This window comes from Phaeodactylibacter xiamenensis (assembly GCF_000759025.1).
Lineage (GTDB): Bacteria > Bacteroidota > Bacteroidia > Chitinophagales > Saprospiraceae > Phaeodactylibacter > Phaeodactylibacter xiamenensis.
In genome coordinates, this window is sequence record NZ_JPOS01000018.1 from 303,145 (window position 1) to 321,756 (window position 18,612).

Annotated in this window: 20 protein-coding genes; 16 read left to right on the top strand and 4 right to left on the bottom strand. The window is 50.2% G+C overall.

Annotated elements, in window-relative coordinates; translation table 11 throughout:
* Position 1: 1 nt before the first annotated feature.
* From IX84_RS07950 to IX84_RS30820, 14 genes are all read left to right on the top strand, one after another.
* Positions 2 to 208, top strand: a complete 207-nt coding sequence (locus IX84_RS07950) for an immunoglobulin domain-containing family protein (RefSeq protein ID WP_044218418.1) — start codon at positions 2 to 4, stop codon at positions 206 to 208.
* 151 nt (positions 209 to 359) lie between these two features.
* Positions 360 to 680 (top strand): PAS domain-containing protein, encoded by a 321-nt coding sequence (locus IX84_RS07955; RefSeq protein WP_044218419.1) that lies wholly within the window; start codon positions 360 to 362, stop codon positions 678 to 680.
* Positions 649 to 1,890: a PAS domain-containing sensor histidine kinase gene (locus IX84_RS07960; protein WP_044218421.1), complete on the top strand. Its 1,242-nt coding sequence runs from the start codon at positions 649 to 651 to the stop codon at positions 1,888 to 1,890. The genes IX84_RS07955 and IX84_RS07960 overlap by 32 nt, the downstream gene beginning before the upstream one ends.
* A gap of 66 nt (positions 1,891 to 1,956) precedes the next feature.
* Positions 1,957 to 2,520, top strand: coding sequence for an RNA polymerase sigma factor (locus tag IX84_RS07965; RefSeq protein WP_044218423.1), 564 nt, complete (start codon positions 1,957 to 1,959; stop codon positions 2,518 to 2,520).
* Entirely contained in the window at positions 2,517 to 3,113 is a 597-nt protein-coding gene (locus tag IX84_RS07970) for a hypothetical protein (RefSeq protein WP_044218424.1), read from the top strand. The genes IX84_RS07965 and IX84_RS07970 overlap by 4 nt, the downstream gene beginning before the upstream one ends.
* Before the next feature lie 286 nt (positions 3,114 to 3,399).
* Entirely contained in the window at positions 3,400 to 4,107 is a 708-nt protein-coding gene (locus tag IX84_RS07975; protein ID WP_044218426.1) for a hypothetical protein, read from the top strand.
* Positions 4,108 to 4,115: 8 nt separating this feature from the next.
* Positions 4,116 to 4,847: a hypothetical protein gene (locus tag IX84_RS07980; protein ID WP_160213692.1), complete on the top strand. Its 732-nt coding sequence runs from the start codon at positions 4,116 to 4,118 to the stop codon at positions 4,845 to 4,847.
* An 11-nt stretch (positions 4,848 to 4,858) separates the two neighbouring features.
* Positions 4,859 to 5,569, top strand: coding sequence for a hypothetical protein (locus IX84_RS07985; RefSeq protein ID WP_044218433.1), 711 nt, complete (start codon positions 4,859 to 4,861; stop codon positions 5,567 to 5,569).
* A gap of 38 nt (positions 5,570 to 5,607) precedes the next feature.
* Positions 5,608 to 6,270, top strand: a complete 663-nt coding sequence (locus IX84_RS07990) for a hypothetical protein (RefSeq protein WP_044218435.1) — start codon at positions 5,608 to 5,610, stop codon at positions 6,268 to 6,270.
* Positions 6,271 to 6,282: 12 nt separating this feature from the next.
* Entirely contained in the window at positions 6,283 to 6,981 is a 699-nt protein-coding gene (locus IX84_RS07995; RefSeq protein WP_044218437.1) for a hypothetical protein, read from the top strand.
* Between the two features lie 145 nt (positions 6,982 to 7,126).
* The gene (locus IX84_RS08000) at positions 7,127 to 7,807 is read left to right on the top strand and encodes a hypothetical protein (RefSeq protein ID WP_044218439.1); all 681 of its coding nucleotides are present in this window, start codon (positions 7,127 to 7,129) and stop codon (positions 7,805 to 7,807) included.
* Positions 7,804 to 8,502, top strand: coding sequence for a hypothetical protein (locus tag IX84_RS08005; protein WP_044218440.1), 699 nt, complete (start codon positions 7,804 to 7,806; stop codon positions 8,500 to 8,502). Before IX84_RS08000 ends, IX84_RS08005 begins: the two co-directional genes overlap by 4 nt.
* 241 nt (positions 8,503 to 8,743) lie before the next feature.
* Entirely contained in the window at positions 8,744 to 9,538 is a 795-nt protein-coding gene (locus tag IX84_RS08010; protein ID WP_044218442.1) for a DUF481 domain-containing protein, read from the top strand.
* 62 nt (positions 9,539 to 9,600) lie between these two features.
* Positions 9,601 to 12,048: an ATP-binding protein gene (locus IX84_RS30820; protein ID WP_052515865.1), complete on the top strand. Its 2,448-nt coding sequence runs from the start codon at positions 9,601 to 9,603 to the stop codon at positions 12,046 to 12,048.
* A gap of 5 nt (positions 12,049 to 12,053) precedes the next feature.
* Here IX84_RS30820 and IX84_RS08020 read toward each other — a convergent pair whose 3' ends face one another.
* Both IX84_RS08020 and dtd read right to left on the bottom strand, forming a co-directional pair.
* Positions 12,054 to 12,392, bottom strand: a complete 339-nt coding sequence (locus IX84_RS08020; RefSeq protein ID WP_044218755.1) for a nucleotide pyrophosphohydrolase — start codon at positions 12,390 to 12,392, stop codon at positions 12,054 to 12,056.
* A 16-nt stretch (positions 12,393 to 12,408) separates the two neighbouring features.
* Positions 12,409 to 12,861 (bottom strand): D-aminoacyl-tRNA deacylase, encoded by a 453-nt coding sequence (dtd, locus tag IX84_RS08025; protein ID WP_044218444.1) that lies wholly within the window; start codon positions 12,859 to 12,861, stop codon positions 12,409 to 12,411.
* A gap of 77 nt (positions 12,862 to 12,938) precedes the next feature.
* Here dtd and IX84_RS08030 point away from each other — a divergent pair, with 77 nt between their 5' ends.
* The gene (locus tag IX84_RS08030; protein ID WP_044218447.1) at positions 12,939 to 15,428 is read left to right on the top strand and encodes a T9SS type A sorting domain-containing protein; all 2,490 of its coding nucleotides are present in this window, start codon (positions 12,939 to 12,941) and stop codon (positions 15,426 to 15,428) included.
* 7 nt (positions 15,429 to 15,435) lie between these two features.
* Here the strand turns inward: IX84_RS08030 and IX84_RS08035 are convergent, their stop codons facing one another.
* Positions 15,436 to 16,113: an SOS response-associated peptidase gene (locus tag IX84_RS08035; RefSeq protein ID WP_044218449.1), complete on the bottom strand. Its 678-nt coding sequence runs from the start codon at positions 16,111 to 16,113 to the stop codon at positions 15,436 to 15,438.
* Positions 16,114 to 16,841: 728 nt separating this feature from the next.
* Between IX84_RS08035 and IX84_RS08040 the strand changes: the two genes are divergently transcribed.
* Positions 16,842 to 17,945, top strand: coding sequence for a COX15/CtaA family protein (locus tag IX84_RS08040; protein ID WP_052515866.1), 1,104 nt, complete (start codon positions 16,842 to 16,844; stop codon positions 17,943 to 17,945).
* A 120-nt stretch (positions 17,946 to 18,065) separates the two neighbouring features.
* On the opposite strand, the gene IX84_RS08045 is transcribed toward IX84_RS08040, so the two are convergent.
* A complete protein-coding gene (locus IX84_RS08045) occupies positions 18,066 to 18,512 on the bottom strand; it encodes a GatB/YqeY domain-containing protein (RefSeq protein WP_044218452.1) in 447 nt (148 codons plus the stop codon).
* Positions 18,513 to 18,612 lie beyond the last annotated feature (100 nt).

An 18,612-nucleotide genomic window follows, 5' to 3' on the forward strand; every position in this document is an offset into this window, starting at 1 on the left:
TATGCACGAGCAAACCCAACAAATAAAAGATTCTCCCAATACGTTAGTTCGTTTGCTCAATGATATGTACAGCGCCCAAGGGCAATACGTTAGCCTGCTCTGCACCAGTACCGGACAGCACTTTTGGGAAACCGCTCTGTCTGATCTGTTTAAGGCTCAGCCCGGGGAAGCAGAAATCACAGATGCAGCTGCCTTATTAAAAAAATAAAACCGGAATACCGCGGCAAAATACAACGCCTGCTTGACCCTGCCTCTACCCTGTACAACAAGCCCGTCAGCATTGAACTAAAGAATGGGCTACAATTCACCGTGCGTAGTTTTCGGTACAAGGAAAGGGAAACCCCTTTTCAGATTTTTGTATGGGGCAGAACAAATTAGGCTTCCAGTTACAATGCCGGGCAGTTGTCCCATTATCCGATGTCCAGCGAGCTGTACGAGGAGCTATTGGAGGTGTCTATGGCTGGTTTTTGGGACTGGAATATGGTCACCAACTACGAATACCTCAGCCCCAGGGGCAAATCGAATGGGTTTCGGATAATGTGGAGCGGCAACTGGGGTATACCCCGGCAGCCGTTCAGGAAAACCGTTTCTTCCTTGGCTATCTGCACCCCGATGACCAGGACCGGGTGCTGGCAGAGGTAACATCATTTGCAAGCAATAAAGAGGAAGAAGCCACTTAATACCGCCCGGCTGCTTAACAAAGATGGCATATACCGATGGTATGAGGTCTTTCTGCACTTCTTCTATAACGAAACCCGGCAGCTTGAGCGGGTATTCAACTACTGCAAGGATATCCACGAAGCGAAAATAGCCAATGAGGCTCTTGCTGCTCAAAAGGAAGAATATGCTAACCTGATCGAGTACTCTGCGGACATCGTAGTCATTTATGATGAGTACTTCCGTATATCCTGGGTCTCCAACAATATTGAGCACCGGTTTGGGTATAAGCCCGGTGAGATCTTCGGTCAGCCCTATTCGGCTTTTATCCCCCCGCAGCAGGAGCAGGAAATCACACTCCTGTTTCAGCAATGGATCAACAACCAAGTTGATACAGCCGAATATACGGCCCAGTTCATAGTAAAATCCGGAGAAATGCGCTGGTTTAATATATTCCTCCGCTTTTTTTATAACGAACATGGCAAACCGAAAAAAATCATTAATTACTGCAAGGATATCCACGAACAGCGCACCGCGCAGCAAGAGCGGGAGGCCCTCAACCAGCTCAAATCAGAGTTTGTCTCTATGGCGAGCCATCAGTTCCGCACACCTATGGCCGTATTCGCAGCCAACCTGGAAATACTTCAGGGCATGGAACAGGCAGAAGACCCGTTAGTCAGGCGCATCCTGGACCGGATGTCTATTGAGTCAGACCGGATGATCAAGCTGGTTGACGACGTTCTCCTGGTCAGCAAAATGGATACTAAAGGTGAAACTGCCAATCCTGAAGTCGTTGACCTCATCGAATTGGTGGAAAACCTGATTCAGCAGCTTTTGCCCGGACTCGGTGACCGCTCCATAGAGCTGGACACTGCGCTGGAGCACGTAACTGTAAAAGCCGACCGTACCCTACTGGAACATATCCTCAAAAACCTTTTAGAAAATGCTGTTAAATACTCTCCCGGTAAAGCAGACCCTGTAATTACAATATGGAAAGCACCATCAGGTGAAGTACAAGCCGCTGTAACCGATTTTGGCATGGGTATCCCTGAAAATAATATCGAGGGCCTGTTTCAGCAGTTTTACCGGGGAGACAACGTCAAAAATATTGTAGGTACCGGGCTGGGGCTGTATGTCGTCAAGCGGTTTGCAGACCTGAACCATATCGAAGTGGAAGTGCGCAGCAAGCTCAAACAGGGCACCACTTTTACCCTTACTTTTCAGGAAAAGTAAAAAAATTCCACTTTCCCACTCACCCTTTCCCATTGCCAAACGATAGTATAGGTAAAACAGCCACCTATGCCAATCAGTGCTAACAGTACGGACGAAGAGCTGCGGCGGGCCTGCCTGAAGGGCGACCGGCGGGCGCAGCAAGCGTTGTACCAAAAGTACTATGGCAAGCTATTGGGTATCCCGATGCGCTATACAGGCAATCAGGCAGAAGCTAAAGATTTGCTCAATCAGGCATTCCTTCAGATTTTCCGGAGCCTGCCAGACTACACCGATTCCGGCAGCTTTGCGGGGTGGATGTCTACCATTACCTTCCGGGTGACGATGGACCACCTGCGCATGGAGCAACGCTACCGGGAACGCTACCGTATGGAAGTGCCTGAGCGGACCGCCATTGACAGCCGTATTGAGGGACAGCTTGAGGCAGCCGATATCTTCCGCTGCATACAACAACTGCCCGATTACCTGAGGGTAGTATTCAGCCTGTACGTCATAGATGGCTACCAACACAAAGACATTGCAGCCATGATCGGCATCACTGCCGATACCAGTAAATGGCGCCTGCGCAAGGCCCGCCAACTTTTGCAGGCTGCCCTGGAACAAGATTATTTAAACAACGATCAGTCGGCATGAAAGACGAAGCACAACAACCTTGGGAAGCACAAGTGCGCCGGGTGGTCGAGACGCACGAATTTGACTACGACCCGGCAGCCTGGGCGGGTATGGAGCAGCTCCTGGACAGCACTCCGCCCGCCGCAGGTAGCCATGCTGGAAATTGGTGGGCAAGCGTCTGGAAATGGCTGCTGCCGGCCGGCTTGATCCTGGCAGGGGGGGTGTGGTGGATGGTGAACCGGCCAGTGGCGCCTTCATTGCAGGGGAGCTTGCCGGTAAGCACCGGAAAGGAGGATATTCAGCCTGATAAAGACAGGGAGAACGATGCAACCCTTTCAGAAATACCAGAGCGGGAAAACAACCTCAATCCGGGCATAACTTACATAAAGCCTGTTCGGACCATCCCGGTTACACCCTTTCGTATCGTAGCTACCTATGACCCTGGCTTGCCTGCAGTACAACGGGTACTTCCTCCGGAACTCCCATTGTTACCCGCACGGCAGCTGCCAAAAGTTCTGATGCCAACGACCGTAAAGCAAGAGCCCATGGAAGTTGGGTTCAAAAGAAAGCGCAACCGAAAAGCCCTGTTCCCGGAAATTTTTGAAAGCTACTAATGCGACTAGACCGAATTAATTGATAGTATTTCCACGCTTAAGCCTTGTCGGGTGCGTAGCCTTTAACTGTCAAAAATTTACGGCTCAATCCACTAGTGGTCTGTCAAGTGTTAATTTATGGGTTGAGTGGGAGCGAATTTTGAGGCTAATCGAGGCGGATGTTCCCGCGCATAGCAGCGCTACGTAAGGGGTTGTCCAACGAAGAGTAGCCTCAAAATTCGCCGCAGGCAACCCCTAGTTTTAGCCTTGACAGACCACTAGTATCCCGTACTAAACATGACCTGAAATGAAAAGATACCAATTGCTATTTTACTTCTTTCTATTATCCGGGATCGGTTTCAGCCAGGAAGCAGCCCTATCCCGCTGGACAGTAGGCCTGGAGACCGGGCTTAATTTCAGAGTAAGCTGTCCGGAATGCCCATTCGATGGTCATGACCACCTGGGTGATGCCGTACCGGTTGCAGCTCGTACTTCTTATCGGTTGTTCCCATGGCTAAGCATGGAGGGCGCTTTTAGCTATCAGCCGGCCCGGTACAGCCAACTGGCTGGGCTCAATTCGGGGGTGGGCGTTTATGACCTGGAGTTTCGTCTGCCAGCATTGCACCTCACCGCAGGGCCAAGGATTCAGGTACGGATAGGGCAGGGGGACCTGGGGCTGGAATACCGCATGGGATTGCTTACTTACACTCAATCGGTGCAAGTACAAAACAACACAGGGTACGCACAACGCTTCAGCTACGACTGGCAAACCGCTATTGCAGAAGCCTGGCGCCTAAGCTATACCTACTGGCCTACCGCCCGCATTGCGGTATCCGTCAACTATGAGCTGTTCACTTCACGGAGTGGGGAATACCTGAACCTGGACGCCCGGTCGGCCGAACGCTTGCCTGACAGCCCCGCTCTGCAAGGTGCACTTCAGCCCCCCACAGATACATTTTGGTTCGACAATTTTTATTTTTCTAACCTCCTGATAGGAATTCACTATCGGCTGTAAAACCTTGAATGATGGAAAAACATCTATTCCTGCTGTTCATAATATGGAGCTTTATTCTGCCTAATTCCAGCTTTGCCCAAAAAGAACCTAGTGCAGGGCTGCGCCTTCAGGTACATGCTCCGGTGGTCCATTGGCTGCAATTTGGGCAGGGCTCTGGGGCTGCAGCATGGGCAGCAATTCCACTTTCCACCCAGGGCAGCCTTGAGTTTTCGCTGGGCTATCAGCATTTCAGTGGCTACCAGCGTGGCTTGGTCACGATCAATGAAATCATTACTCCATTAGAGTACTGGCGTGCTACCCATAATCTGCAACTTGACGGTATGACTTTTTCCACAGCAGGCATCAGCTATGAGCAGCAACTGCCGAATAGCCGATGGTCTGTTCTTACAGGAGTTCGTTTGTCCAGGCTTATTCGCTCGGAAGGCTTTCAGCAGATCAGTACCAGGTACCAGCAACAGCGCATACAGTCCAGTTCATTCATCAACTCGTTGAATGTTGATATAGATCAGAACCATCAAAGTGGAGGCCACACTCAGGCTGCAGCCCCCCTTAATGAAGAACAGTTGAATTTTTTCGATTGCGGGCTGCAGGCTGCACTAAGGTGCCGGCTTGTAAAAGGGCTGACCGCAGAGGCAGGTATTTACCAGGGGTTAATCAATCGGTGGTCCGACAACTACAGCGACCTGAAAAAACTTCACATCACCTCATTCAACCTGGGGCTTTCTGCCCGGATTTTTTAAACCTGAAATCTATGAAAAAGCTAATGCTATTTTTAGCCATACTGAGTTGCACAACCTGCCAGGAACCTACTCTTGAGGTACGAATGACTCAGCAAAGGGATTCCTTTTATTTCCGGTTTGAAGTAAAGGATACGATATCCGAAGACTATCAATATGTGGATTATACGCTGGGAGACTCGATATGGATATCCGACCGCTTCGATACCGCCTACCACTATATCACCTGGCACAATCAACTTGAAAACATAAACAGCACCCATTATTTCCAAACGGGAGTGTCAGAGGTCCGATCTTTCTCGGTTAGCGAACCTCTTTTTGGCTTTGGTTTTGCAATTCCTGGGTTGGAGCCAGGGAAAATACCCTCGGAAGCAATACTTGAGGACTTTTTTTACCCGGGCCGTAGCATCCCCTTTGGTCTGGGGCCTGAAAAAGTAAATACCCTTTTAAGGTTGCAGATTGGTAATCCTGCCTTTGGTCTCCCTTCCCAAACGGTATTTCTATATGAACCCTACGGTGAGCTAGTGATTCAGGAGGTGGAAGACTATGAAATGCAATACCGCACCTGGCCCGAAGAGGTACGCAGAGGCAAGCGTATTACCTCCACCTTTGAAGGGGGCATTGGGGTATACGAACCTCAACCATCTGTAGATGCTATTTCGTATACCGATGTTGCCATTGACCTTCGAAACGGGGAAGCCGTATTCTTCATGCCATACGAGTAGTCCACCTCCATCAGATGCGCACCATAAAACCAAGAGTTATGACAAGACTATTTCTAATTACAATACTACTTGCTCTGCAAGCCTTTGGGCTCTTCGCCCAGCCCATTTCCTTCGGGCTTACCCCACGGCTGGTAGCACCGGTTGTAACCGACGCTAAAATCGGTCAGGGCTGGGCGGCAGAAGCCTGGTCCAAAGTCGAAATCGGCCCCGGCAACGGACTAAAGTTGAAATTGGGCTACCAGCAGATTGGCGATTATAACAGCGCGGTGGAAACGAAGCGCACCTATGTTTTTCCTGACCGCACCATTAGACAAACAGAGTCCGCAAGAATAAAGGGGCTGGAGACCTGGTATGTGGACCTCTCTTTCTGGCAGTATACCTGGGACATCAAAAGCCGATGGTCCTTTGAGCTGGGGGCACGGTATAGTTTTTCCACCCAGGCCCGGGGACCATATGAATTAAGGCAATCCCTGGGCTTTGGATCAGGGCGGTTCTTCAGTGGAGGCTTTGGTGAAGAGATGCTCAGAGGGCATGACTTTGGGCTCCACCTTTCCGGCGCATTTGAGCTCTTCGATGGATGCTGGCTGGAAGCACAAGCTTATCAGGGGCTGCTCAATCAATGGAAGGATTTTGAGGATTTCGAAGGCCCTACTGTTTACGTCACTACGCTATCTGTCGGGCTGGCTTTCCGGCTGTTCTAAACCAAGTTAATCATGAAGAATCTATGCTACTTTTCGCTCACACTTGTGATTGCTGCGCTTGCTTCAAACTGTGAAAAGGAACCACCCCTGATCACTTTTGAAGAAGTTTATGTCTCTCCTGTTTACACCCAGTTTGAATACCGGGATACGGGACAGGTCGGTTACACCCTTCAGGAATACCGACTGGGCAGCTTTCTGAATTCGGACACCCCGGTCTACCAATGGAACGAATGGGACAAAGTCACCAGCCGGGGCCCAGCGCTCTTAGTCGACATCAGAGAACGGTTGGGCTGGAATAATTTTTACCGATTTGGGCTGGAGTTTTGGGCAACACCGGGGGAAGAGGCCCTGTGGTCGGAAGCCCATTTGAAGAAAATGTTTGAACCGGGCAGTACTTTTTCATTCGGAGAGGGGCCTGGAAAAGTAGACCTCAGTTTTGCGCACCGGGACCCGGATTTTTTCGAGGATGAGCGCTCAAAAGCTTCTTTTCTGAAGCAGCCTGACGGGCAATTGTCCGTTACACAAACCGAAGACTACAGCTACACCTCGCCCGGACAGGAAACGGTTAGGGGCATGCTGGTGCACTGCACTTTTGAAGGCAGCATCGGACAGTATGACCGGTTTGAAGGGGCCTGGCTTGATGATTTTACCACCAATACGGCACTGGAAATCAGGGAGGGGAAAGCTACCTTTTTTGTCGCTTACCGATGATGGTATACAAACTACTTTTATGCCCGTTTGTAAAGTATTTAGAGATGAGACCGTACTACTTCTTCGGCCCTATTTGGCATTCAAATGAATGCACAGGCCTGGACAATGTCAGATAAAAGCCTTATCTTAATAGAAACTTTAAACTATGAAGCAACTGACCGCTCTTTTGTTGCTGCTCTTGGGTTCTGTCCCTGTAGTCGCCCAATCTTTTTCCGCTGGCTTGTCTCCCCGCCTGATGGCTCCAATTGTAACGGATGCAACAATAGGGCAGGGATGGGGCGCAGCAGTGTGGTCGAGGATTGAGCTGGACGATGGCAAAGGCCTGGCACTACAGTTGGGATGGCAGGAAATCCGTGGCTATAACAGCGCGGTGGAAATTCTGGATACCCGGGTACTGCCGGAAGGGAGCATCTCTTGGCTTGAAGAAACAGCCCGGTTGAAAAGATTGCAGATGTGGCTGATCGACCTCTCTTTTGGGCAACAAGCCTGGAACGAGAACAGCCCCCTGACTCTGGAAGCGGGCATGCGCTACAGCTTCGGCGTAACGGGCACCGGGAATTACCAATTCAGGAATATTTACAGTATTGGAGGAGCTACAACGGTCAGTCGCCGGGGTCTGGGGGAAGAAGTACTCCGGGGCCACGATTTGGGTATTCGGATTGCGGGCTATTATAAATTACAGGAAAGGCTCTCACTGGAAGCAGAAGCTTATCAGGGCTTTCTTAATCAATGGGAAAGCTTTGAAGGGTTCGCAGGGCCTACAACGTATGTGACCACCTTTTCCATTGGGCTCGCCCTGCGGCTCTATCAAACTAAATCATTATGAGAAGCTTGCTTTACACTACATCACTGATCTTATCATTGGCTATGGCCTGGAGTTGTCAGCAGGAACCGGAGCTCATAGTACACGAATCCAGCTACATACCTCCCCTGTATACCCAATTGGAATACCGGGACACCGGGCAGATTGATTATTCCGCTCAGGAATTCCGCCTATCTCTCCCTTTTATTGGCGATACCTATAACTATGGCTGGTACGACGGACCTGTAACAACAGCGGAAGGCCCCGCGATGCAAATAAACATCGCACATGACACCAATTGGTTTGTGACTTATTTATTTGGGTTTAGGTTTTGGGCAGACTCAGAAGAGGAAAGCCTATGGACCGCAGGCCACCTCAAAAATATGTTTGAACCCGGGCGGGTCTTTCTGTTTGGGAAAGGCGCGGGCAGGGTAGACATCAGTTTTGCCCACGAAGGCAGGATTACCCATGTCGATCAGCGTTCACGGGCCTCCTATCTGGAAGAACCGGAAGGTCAGCTGCAGATAGTCAGTACAGAAGACTACAGCTACCTGCACCCCATTGAGGGACAGGTAGAGGGCCTGTTGGTCCACTGCTCTTTTGAGGGCAAACTGGGGCTGTACGATCCGGCGCTGACTCCTGTAACAGAGCACTTCAAAACGGACGCAGCGTTAACCCTTAAAAATGGGACAGCTGCCTTTTTGGTCACGTATGAGTAAGCCTTAATACAACCATGGGCAAGCTGTACATGGCGCTCTTCGCCCCTCTTTCAACAGGAAATGGGCCTTTCGGTAGCCTGTCCGTCCCGGGCAAGGCACCAAAACGAGTTTCAGAGATAAATCAGGGTATACCTGAACAAGTACAAGCCGAATTGGTATAACCAGTATCCGCCCATACCGGAGTTTCAGACTGTAAACCCTATTCCTTACTTTTGCAGCCGGACCCCGAAAACTGCTGCTGATGAGAAACTGCCTTTTCATTTTACTGTTTATGCCTGCTTTCCTTTCTGCCCAGGTCGTCAATACCGAAAAGCTCCGTTCCACCAATGAAGACGGCTGGCTGGCAGAAGCAGGATTGGATTTCGGGCTCACCCGCAACAAAGCCGGGCAAACCCTCAGCCTGGGCAGCCGCCTCAGGTTGGAATACGATACAGACAAAAGCCGTTGGATGGTACTGGGTGCCTACAACCTTACCCAGTTCAGAAACGTGGAAGACCCGGGCAGCGTGCCCCGCAACTTTGCCAACAATGCCTTCGGGCACCTGCGGTACAACTACCTCGCCAATGACTGGCTGACCTGGGAGGCCTTCACGCAGTTTCAATACGACCAAATCCAGCAAATTGATGCAAGGGTGCTGACCGGTACAGGCCCCAGGGTGAAACTGCTGCGCACGGATAGCAGTCAGTTGTTCTTTGGGCTACTGTATATGTATGAGCACGAAGCCTCCACGGATGTTTTTGAAGTACCGGAAGAGAGGAGCGTGAATGTCTACCTGTATGACCACCGCCTGAGCACCTACCTGTCCGGTGGTTTTCAGGTCACGGAGACCTTTAACATCAACCACGTCACCTATTTTCAGCCCAACCTGGCTGACCTTGGCGACTTCCGGATCTCCTCCGAAACAAGTTTAACCTTCAAAATCAGTGAAAAACTAGCGTTTCGGACCTATTTCCAGCTGATGTATGACGAGCGCCCGCCGATACCTGTACCCAATACAATGTATAGCCTCAACAATGGTCTGGAGATAGCGCTTTAACTTTCGGTTTTACTGACTGAAACTGTATCTTTACGGCTCATTAAGATTGCACAACGTCAAATATGCGCCAGGAGAACTACTATTTAGAGACAGAGCTTCGCTCTTACTTTTCCACTAATCCCGGCCTGTTCCAATTTATTGAACAAGCAGCATCCGATGGAATTTGGTACTGGGACCTTGAAAACCCGGAGGAAGAATGGATGAATGCCCAGTTTTGGCGTACCCTTGGCTATGATCCAAATATAATGAGCCACACTCCTCGGTCTTGGCAGCAGCTGGTGCACCCTGATGATCTCTCCCCATTATTGGATGATGCAGAAAAAGCATTAAAAGACCCGTTGTTCAAATTTGAGCGCAATGTCCGCTACCGGCATCAAAAAGACTACTGGGTTAGAGTCAGGTGCTTCGGGATTGTTCTGAAAGACGAAGCAGGCAACAATACACGTATGCTAGGCGGCCACCGCTACCTCGGTGCCGTCCCTGACAGCACAAAGCTTCAACTACCAGAAGACTTTTTGCATCATCTCCTCCCCAACCTTCCCGGTGAGTCTTACAAATACCGCCTTTACCCGGATGGCAGCGATGAGTTTTCGTTCTTCAGCCCGGGTGTTAAAGCAATCTTCGGGATCCCTGATGATATTAATACCATCACAGAAACCCATGAAATCTGGAAGGCCGTACATCCCGAAGATGTGACCAAGCTGGAAACAGCTATTCAAACCTCGGCTGACAATCTGAGTGTGTTCCAGCTCGAATGGCGCATCCGTACAAACCTGATCACCAAATGGATCAGTACAACTGCACAGCCTCACAAAAACAATGACGGCAGCGTAGAATGGTATGTTTTTGTTAGTGACATTACAGACCGTAAAAAGGCAGAAGCGGCACTGCATACACAGCTCCATATGCAGGAAACCCTGCGTGAGATTTCCACACAGCACATCAGCCAGCCGTTGGAAGATGCCGGTGTGACCATCAATCAGGCACTGGATGTCATCGGGCGCTTCGTCAACGCAGACCGGGTCTATATTTTTGATTACGACTTCAAAAAGCAAACCACCAGCAATACGTATGAGTGGTGCGCGGAGGGTACCGAACCTGAAATTGATAATCTTCAGGATGTCCCCATGAGCCTCTTCCCGGACTGGCTTACCGCGCATCTCAACGGTGAGGTTATGCACATTCCGAACGTACAGCAGTTGCCTCATAACGGGCTCAGGGAGGTACTGGAACCACAGGGCATCAAAAGCCTGCTGGCAGTCCCCATGTATCAGGGCGACCGCTGCGCCGGTTTCGTGGGATTTGATTCTGTAAAAAGCTACCACGTTTATACCAAGCAGGAAATGGAATTTCTTCGCCTTTCTGCTCAGGTACTGGTCAATATCCTTTCCTATACAGAGGAACGCGCCAAGCTGCTGGACAGTCAGCAGGAACTTCAAAAACTTACCCAGAATGTACCTGGCGCTATCCTGAAGTTGCAAATGACGCCGGAAGGCAAGTTCTCTGTACCATTCCTCAGTGAAGGTGCCCGCCGTCTTATCCCCAATTTAAACCTCGACCAGGTACAGAACAACCTTGAAGAGCTCCTGCTCCATATCTACCACGAAGATCTCAGCGGCTTTTACCATAACCTGCTGATTTCCTCTGAGCAGCTTTCCAAGTTCTATATGGAATACCGGGTTAGGGCTCAGGCTGAAACGCTGCGCTGGCACCGTATTGATATGCGCCCGGAGCGGGAGCCCAATGGCGTCATCACCTGGTACGGTATTGTGCTTGATGTCTCTGAGCAAAAAGAAATGGAACAAATCAAGAATCAGCACCGCGAACTCAAAGACAAATACAACGAAGTAGAAAATTTCGCATTTATCGCTTCTCATGACCTCAAAGAGCCGCTACGGACTATCAGCAGCTTTAGCAGGCTACTCAAAAAACAGTATAAAGACCAACTGGACAAAAATGCTAACGAATACCTGCAGTTTATCTCTGATGGAAGTATACGGATGAGCAAACTGATTGATAGCTTGCTGGATTTCAGCCGGTTGGGTAAAAACAGTACGCAGGAGTATATCAATTGCGAATCTGTGGTCCGGGCTATTATGTCAGACTATGATACGATCCTGCAGGAAACCAACGCGAAAATCACTTTCTCCGGCCTACCCGAAATACGGGGTTATCCTATTGAGTTCCGGCAACTCATACAGAACCTCATTAGCAATGCGATAAAATTCAGGAAACAGGACGAGCAACCTTTGGTACACCTTAGTGCCGAGCCTCACGAGAATGGATGGTTATTTGCTGTGCGGGACAACGGTATAGGTATTCCTAAAGAACACCAGGAACGGATCTTCGAGATTTTCAGCCGGCTCCATAGCCGCAAAGACTATGAAGGGACCGGCATCGGACTGGCTAACTGCAAAAAAATAGTGGATCTTCACAATGGCGATATTTGGGTGAAGTCAGCACCCGGGGAAGGCAGTACCTTTTATTTTACAATTCCCCGCCAGGAGTAATGCCCTTATCTCAGCTTCTCATTATTCGCGTGCCGGTCGGCATCCCGCTTCGTCTTTTTGGCAAGGTTCTGGTGTAGCGCTTCGGTGAGGTCCACGCCGGTCTGATTCGCAAGGCAGATCAGTACAAAGAGTACATCCGCCATTTCATCTGCCAGTTGTTTCGGGGCAGCCTCGGCATCCTCCGGGCGCTTGAAGCTTTGCTCACCGTACAGCCGGGCCATCAGCCGGGCCATTTCTCCTACCTCTTCCATAAGCACTGCGGTATTGGTAAGCTCATTGTAGTAGCGCACGCCGATGGTCTTGATCCACTCGTCTACGGTGGCTTGGGCTTCGCGCAGGGTCAGTTCTTGTGGCATAGGGTTATTCGCGTTTTTTGCTGTCAATGAAAATGGTGACCGGTCCATCATTGAGCAGGCGCACTTTCATATCCGCACCAAACTCACCCGTCTCCACCGTACGGCCGGAAGTGATTTCCAGTATTTTTATAAACTTCTCGTACATCGGTATGGCATATTCCGGCCGGGCAGCTCCCATAAAAGAAGGGCGGTTGCCTTTTTTCACGCTGGCGTGCAGAGTAAACTGGCTGACTGCCAAAATATCGCCGTCCACATCTTTAACGGAGTGGTTCATCTTGCCTTCCTCATCGCTGAAGATGCGCATTTTGGCAATCTTACTGGCAAGCCACTCCAGGTCTTCATCCGTATCCTCGTCCTCAATGCCTACAAACAGGAGCAGCCCGTGCCCAATTTCACCGACGATCTTTTCGTCTACCGTTACCGATGCTTCACTAACACGTTGCAGAATAATTCGCATAAATTAAGTAAGCTTTTTGTTTGAACAGGCTAATTTTAGGATAGTTCTGGTTCGACTCAACATCCAAATCTGCCCTTATGAACTACCGTCAATATCTCACCGTTCTTTGCGCCCTGTCTTTACTTTCTTCCTTACAGGCACAGTGGATGCCCCGCCAAATCCTGCACCCCCTCAACCTGATAACAGTAAAGGCCATGCCGGCAGACCTGAATAATGATAAAAAAAAGGACCTTGTGCTTCTGTCAGAATCGCCCAACCGCCTATCCTGGCAAATCAGCCTGAACAACCCGGAAGCGTACGAACTGGCACTGGTACTATCTACTACAGCCACCGTCAATGATGCCACCACCGGTGACTTTGATCAGGATGGCGATCCGGATATCATCGCTTCTGTCGATAATCCCGCCCGCCTGGTGTGGTATGAAAACACCGGACTGGAGGGGCTGGAGCGTTTCGGGCAGGAGACCACCATTTTGCAAGGCGAATCCATGGAAGGGCTACAGCTCGCTGACCTCAATACCGATGGCTGGTCGGATCTCATTTTTACCGGCTTTCTGAATGATGTGCCACCTGATTTTGCATTCCATATCATGATGGGGACAGGGCCTGGGACATACAGCCCGGCAGTCAGTGCCCCTTTCCGGGTGCCAATTGGGCTAGCCGAATTTCCTCCTTACTTCTTCTTCCAGCCGGAAGTTACACAGCCTGTTCTACATATCTACGGGCGATTTAGGCCCGACGGAGGGAACATGCAATCGGCCCGAATCACCTTTAATTACGATGATTTATCATTTGCTGATTTTATGCCCATTGATGATGTGAACTTCCAAATCCGGGATATGGCAGATATTGATCAGAATGGCAGTCCCGAACTACTGGGCTCGGGCTTTCAGGAGGGGATTTTCTATTACACCTTTATTGATGGTGTATGGGAAAGGCGTACAGTCTACAGCAGTCCGCTGGCCAACAGTTGGGGCTCCAAATTCCATGATGTAGATGCTGATGGGCTGACGGATATCGTTTTCGGGCTGGACACCCTGACCAATCCGCCATTTTTTCAACCGGAGCGGCTGTCCTGGGTCAGGCAGACGGCACCTCTGGAATTTGGTATCATACAGCCACTTACAGCTGGGGTACCAAGTAATGCGGTGTTCGATTTTCAACCTATTGACGGGGACACGCTCCCTGACCTGCTGTTTTACTACGAAGACGAACTGCGCCCCGGCTATCAGTCCAGCCTGGCTGATGGCAGCTGGTCGAACAACCGGTATTTTCCAGCCGGCCTCATCCCTGACCACTTCGTAGCAGGTGATGCAGATGGGGACGGAGACACCGATCTTCTCGCTTCCGATATTATCGCGAATACCCTTTTCAGCTTCCGTCAGGAAGCAGGAACGCTCCGGTCTGTGCACATTGAGCGGGCCAACCTACCGCTACCCGCTTACATCAGCGGGGGCGATTTTGATGATGATGGAGACTTCGATTTATTGGTAAGCGAATCCCGTCCATTGCCTGATGGGCAAGTCTACTGGATGGAGCGAAGTAACGGGACCTGGGAAGAACACCCAATTGATGAGGAGCAGTATGCTTTGCCTTTCCTTTTACCTCAGGATATGGACGGGGATGGCGATTTGGATATTGTTGCCAGCAGTGGCGTTCATGCGGTGATTTATTACCAAAATCTGGGCGGTGGGAATTTTGGCGAGCGCACCACCGTAAGTACCACGCCAAGTTACCGTTTTGCCATGCTGTCCGATTGGGATGGGGACGGTAGCCAAGACCTCATTGCCCGACCTGTTGGCCCGTTTGATCAGGTGACCCTGCACCGGTGGAATGGAGATGGGTTTGATGAAGCCATACCTCTTACGCCTGCAGGCACCGGAGCACCGGAATTACCTGCGCCCTTCGATATCAATGGAGATGGTATGCCGGAGCTTGTCGCTTCTTTTACTTCTGAAATCCGGTTTTGGGAGCATGAGCCGCCCGGAGCACTATCTAATACCTTGTTGCTTGACCTTCCCTTCAGCACAGATACCGGGCGCTTTTTTTCGGCTGATCTCAATGGGGATGAAGAAACGGACCTGTTTTTCCTTGCCCTCAATCCCGGTCAGACGACTTCCCTGTATTGGCTAATGGGCCCGGCTGACCTGAACAGCCTGGATTTCCAATCCATCACGCTTGATTCTTTAGGGTATGCTTCAGTGGCCCATCACGCCCCTGTTTTCAGCACGGCCCCAGACCTTATCACCTTGCATGAACACGACCGCACCCTGCGCATTTTTGCCAATGGAATGGGCCCGGTACCAACTCATGAGGCACCCGGTAGCGGAAAGGCAGTCAAGGTATTCCCAAATCCCGCCAGCGCTTATTTTGAAATGCAGGCAGAGGGGTTGAATATCCGGAAAGTGGATATTTTCAACGCACAGGGGCAATGGGTGCATACGCAAGTACCAGAGATTGATCCTGTAGTCATCCGAACTTCGGGCTGGGCGCCCGGGCTTTACTTCATCCGGACAAGCGATGAAAAAGGTGCAGCAAAAACGGTGAAAGTAGTGATATCCAGATAGGCAAGCTTTAAAATAACCGCCCCTGCTCCCCAACCTTCTCATGCAAGTCTGGCGTATTATTGCGCACGTTGTTCACGCGGTCGGATACCTGGTACTTCTTGAGCAGGCCATCCGGTGGCGGCTGCAGCATATTCATGACTTCCTCCACGCTCAGGTCGGAAATCCAGCGCTGCTGATCCTTAGCCTTGGGCAGGACCAGGGGCATACGGTTGTGAACGGGCGCAATTTCGGCATTAGGAGGCGCCGTGATAATGGAAAAGGTCTTAACCGCGTAGTCGCCATCGTGCCAGATATCCCATATCCCGGCCATCACAAGCAGGCTATCATCTTTAGGCAGTATCCGGAAGGGCGTTTTCTGTTTGCCCTCGGTGCGCCATTCGTAGAAACTATCCGCAATGACCAGGCAGCGCCGTTTGCGAACAGGCACCCGGAAGGAAGGCTTGGCGCCAATGCCCTCCATGCGTGCGTTGATCAGCTTGGAAGCATTACTGCTGTCCTTTGCCCAGTGCGGAATCAGGCCCCAGCGGTAATAGTTGAGCCGGTCGGGCTCCTCGTTCGTCAGCACATAGGCATGCTGCGTGGGGGCGATGTTAAAACTCAGTTTCAGGTTTTCCCCGGTCTTAATATCGCCCAGCTGCTGCCTGAGCTTCTCGGGGGAGGTTACAAATGAGAAACGTCCGCACATGTTTGCACTTTTTTGTTCGCTATGGAGTTGGAGCCCGGGGTTGTAAAAATCACTTTATCAGCGTATTCCGGTTTTATCCACGGTTATCCACAGGGTTATGCTATTTCAGATCGTTGGACAAGGCATCATTATTGGAACACAGCGTTGGGCCGCCTTGTTTCCAAGGTTTTCCACACCCCTTTTTCAGACCCTGCCTAAAGGTAAGAAAACCAAGGGTTCACAAAAACGCTTTTCCACATCAATTGTGGGCCGTGGCCTTAGTAAGTGCCCCAATGGCCCACACTGGCCAAGAATGGTCATCTGCCATATATAAATTAGCTTTATACTAATCCAGATTTGGGGATATCCACACCAGTTTTAGACATTTAAATAAGGCCGTAGGAGGGCTTGTGGAAATAAAAGTTACTGAGGCCTGCACTTTTTAACAGGCTGTGGACAAATGGCCTAAAATCCTGACAGATCAGAGATAAGCAGTGTGTAAAACAGGTGTAAACTTCGAAGGCCTGATGTTAGCAATGGATTTACCTAGAATTTACATTGATTTTTATCCACCTTTCCACACTGCTAATGATAATAAGGGAGATTTAAAAAAATTATAATAAAAACTATTAAAGGGGATCAGCTCCGGTTTAGTTTACTTCTGCATGGCCAAACAATTGGGTGTATATTTGTTCCTCAATTGAAAATACGATTTGGAGCGCAGTGCTCTACTTTATAAAGCAATAAAAATGGAAGCAGTAACAACACCGCCTTCGTCCCGGCGCACTTCCCCGGGCACCACCAAAGGTTACCCTAGAGCGGTAAAGGTTTGGCTATGTATCGGGCTGTTCATGATCTTCGTGCAGGTGGTCGTGGGCGGTATCACCCGCCTGACTGGCTCCGGCCTGTCCATCACCAAATGGGAAATTGTCACCGGCACCCTGCCGCCTATGAATGAAGCCGCCTGGGAAGCAGAGTTTGCAGAATACCGCGCTACCCCGCAGTACCAGAAGATCAATGAAGGGATGTCCATGAGCGACTTTAAGTTCATTTACTTCTGGGAGTATATCCACCGGTTGTGGGCGCGGCTCATGGGCTTTGTCTTTATTATACCCCTTGGATTCTTTGTGGCGCGCGGAATGGTCGACAGACCGCTTTTAAAACGCCTTGGCGTCGTCTTCCTGCTGGCCGCGCTTGTGGCCTCTTTCGGCTGGATTATGGTCGCCAGCGGGCTTATTGACCGCCCCTGGGTCAATGCGTACAAACTGACCATGCATTTGTCGCTGGCGCTGATCCTGTTCAGTTATTTATTCTGGACCACTTTGAAGGTTATGCAGCCCAATCCGGAAGTAATCCACAATAAAATGTTGAAAAAGGGGGCTATTGCCATCACTGCCCTTGCAGCTGTGCAGATCATCCTGGGCGGCATTATGTCGGGTATGAAAGCCGGGCTTTATTTCCCCACCTGGCCCGATATGAATGGCATGGCGGTACCGGAGGTTTTGCTCGCCGCTTCCAACTGGACTGTGGAAAACTTTGTGGATTACGATGCCACGCTCTTCATGCCGGCTTTGGTACAAATTATGCACCGGACCACGGCTTATGTACTGACAGCACTGGTTTTGTGGTTTGCCTACCGCGGATTGAAAGCACAAACAACGGCGCATTTCCGTACCGGTTTATACCTGTTGGTAAGTATGTTGATAATACAAGTTGGCCTCGGTATCTTTACTTTGATCAACTGCGTGGGCACTGTTCCGGTCGGCCTTGGCGTATATCATCAGGCCGGCGCATTATTATTTTTAAGCATCGTTTTATTTGTAGATTATCAAGTACTGAAAACCAGCAATTAACAAGTGTGGAAAAGTTTGTGGAAAAGTAAATGCCTGATTTCAGACTCTTTTTCCACTAGAAATCCCCCATTCAGCGCACTTGTCTGGATGGGGGATTTGCGATATTTATCGACACGAGGCTTATCCCAAAATAGCTTTCACCTTAGCAGAAATGGCTTTGCCTTCTGCCCGGCCTGCAAAGCGCTGAGAAGCCAGTCCCATGACTTTGCCCATGTCCTTCATAGACGTGGCGCCTACTTCCTCCACAATGGCTTTGACTTCTTTTTCCAGCTCCTCGTCTGACATTTGCTCGGGCAGGTAGCGCTGAATGACTTCAATTTCTTCGGCTTCCTTGGCGGCGAGGTCTTCCCGGCCTTCCTTTAGGTAAATTTGCTCGGAATCCTTGCGCTGCTTGACGAGTTTTTGCAGCATCTTAATTTCATCTGCTTCTGTGATTTCCTTGCCGGAGCCACTTGTCTTTTCCAGAAGGATGGCAGATTTGATAGCCCGGATGCCGCGCAGGGCAGCCTGGTCTTTGGCTTTCATGGCGTTCTTGAGGTCCGTCATGATGGTCTTTTCAAGGCTCATATTATAGTTCTGTTTTGCTTGACAATCATTTTTTTGCCCGGAAAGTTCAATCCTGGTGCGACCAGGCTGAATTAACTGCTGGCACTGGATTGTAAACGGT

What these genes read in the sequence shown, in the direction of transcription:
- IX84_RS07950 (WP_044218418.1), top strand. Translation starts at nt 2, where the DNA reads ATGCACGAGCAAACCCAACAAATAAAAGATTCTCCCAATACGTTAGTT.
- IX84_RS07955 (WP_044218419.1), top strand. Translation starts at nt 360, where the DNA reads ATGGGGCAGAACAAATTAGGCTTCCAGTTACAATGCCGGGCAGTTGTC.
- IX84_RS07965 (WP_044218423.1), top strand. Translation starts at nt 1,957, where the DNA reads ATGCCAATCAGTGCTAACAGTACGGACGAAGAGCTGCGGCGGGCCTGC.
- IX84_RS07970 (WP_044218424.1), top strand. Translation starts at nt 2,517, where the DNA reads ATGAAAGACGAAGCACAACAACCTTGGGAAGCACAAGTGCGCCGGGTG.
- IX84_RS07975 (WP_044218426.1), top strand. Translation starts at nt 3,400, where the DNA reads ATGAAAAGATACCAATTGCTATTTTACTTCTTTCTATTATCCGGGATC.
- IX84_RS07980 (WP_160213692.1), top strand. Translation starts at nt 4,116, where the DNA reads ATGATGGAAAAACATCTATTCCTGCTGTTCATAATATGGAGCTTTATT.
- IX84_RS07985 (WP_044218433.1), top strand. Translation starts at nt 4,859, where the DNA reads ATGAAAAAGCTAATGCTATTTTTAGCCATACTGAGTTGCACAACCTGC.
- IX84_RS07990 (WP_044218435.1), top strand. Translation starts at nt 5,608, where the DNA reads ATGACAAGACTATTTCTAATTACAATACTACTTGCTCTGCAAGCCTTT.
- IX84_RS07995 (WP_044218437.1), top strand. Translation starts at nt 6,283, where the DNA reads ATGAAGAATCTATGCTACTTTTCGCTCACACTTGTGATTGCTGCGCTT.
- IX84_RS08000 (WP_044218439.1), top strand. Translation starts at nt 7,127, where the DNA reads ATGAAGCAACTGACCGCTCTTTTGTTGCTGCTCTTGGGTTCTGTCCCT.
- IX84_RS08005 (WP_044218440.1), top strand. Translation starts at nt 7,804, where the DNA reads ATGAGAAGCTTGCTTTACACTACATCACTGATCTTATCATTGGCTATG.
- IX84_RS08010 (WP_044218442.1), top strand. Translation starts at nt 8,744, where the DNA reads ATGAGAAACTGCCTTTTCATTTTACTGTTTATGCCTGCTTTCCTTTCT.
- IX84_RS30820 (WP_052515865.1), top strand. Translation starts at nt 9,601, where the DNA reads ATGCGCCAGGAGAACTACTATTTAGAGACAGAGCTTCGCTCTTACTTT.
- dtd (WP_044218444.1), bottom strand. Translation starts at nt 12,861, where the DNA reads ATGCGAATTATTCTGCAACGTGTTAGTGAAGCATCGGTAACGGTAGAC.
- IX84_RS08030 (WP_044218447.1), top strand. Translation starts at nt 12,939, where the DNA reads ATGAACTACCGTCAATATCTCACCGTTCTTTGCGCCCTGTCTTTACTT.
- IX84_RS08035 (WP_044218449.1), bottom strand. Translation starts at nt 16,113, where the DNA reads ATGTGCGGACGTTTCTCATTTGTAACCTCCCCCGAGAAGCTCAGGCAG.
- IX84_RS08040 (WP_052515866.1), top strand. Translation starts at nt 16,842, where the DNA reads ATGGAAGCAGTAACAACACCGCCTTCGTCCCGGCGCACTTCCCCGGGC.
- IX84_RS08045 (WP_044218452.1), bottom strand. Translation starts at nt 18,512, where the DNA reads ATGAGCCTTGAAAAGACCATCATGACGGACCTCAAGAACGCCATGAAA.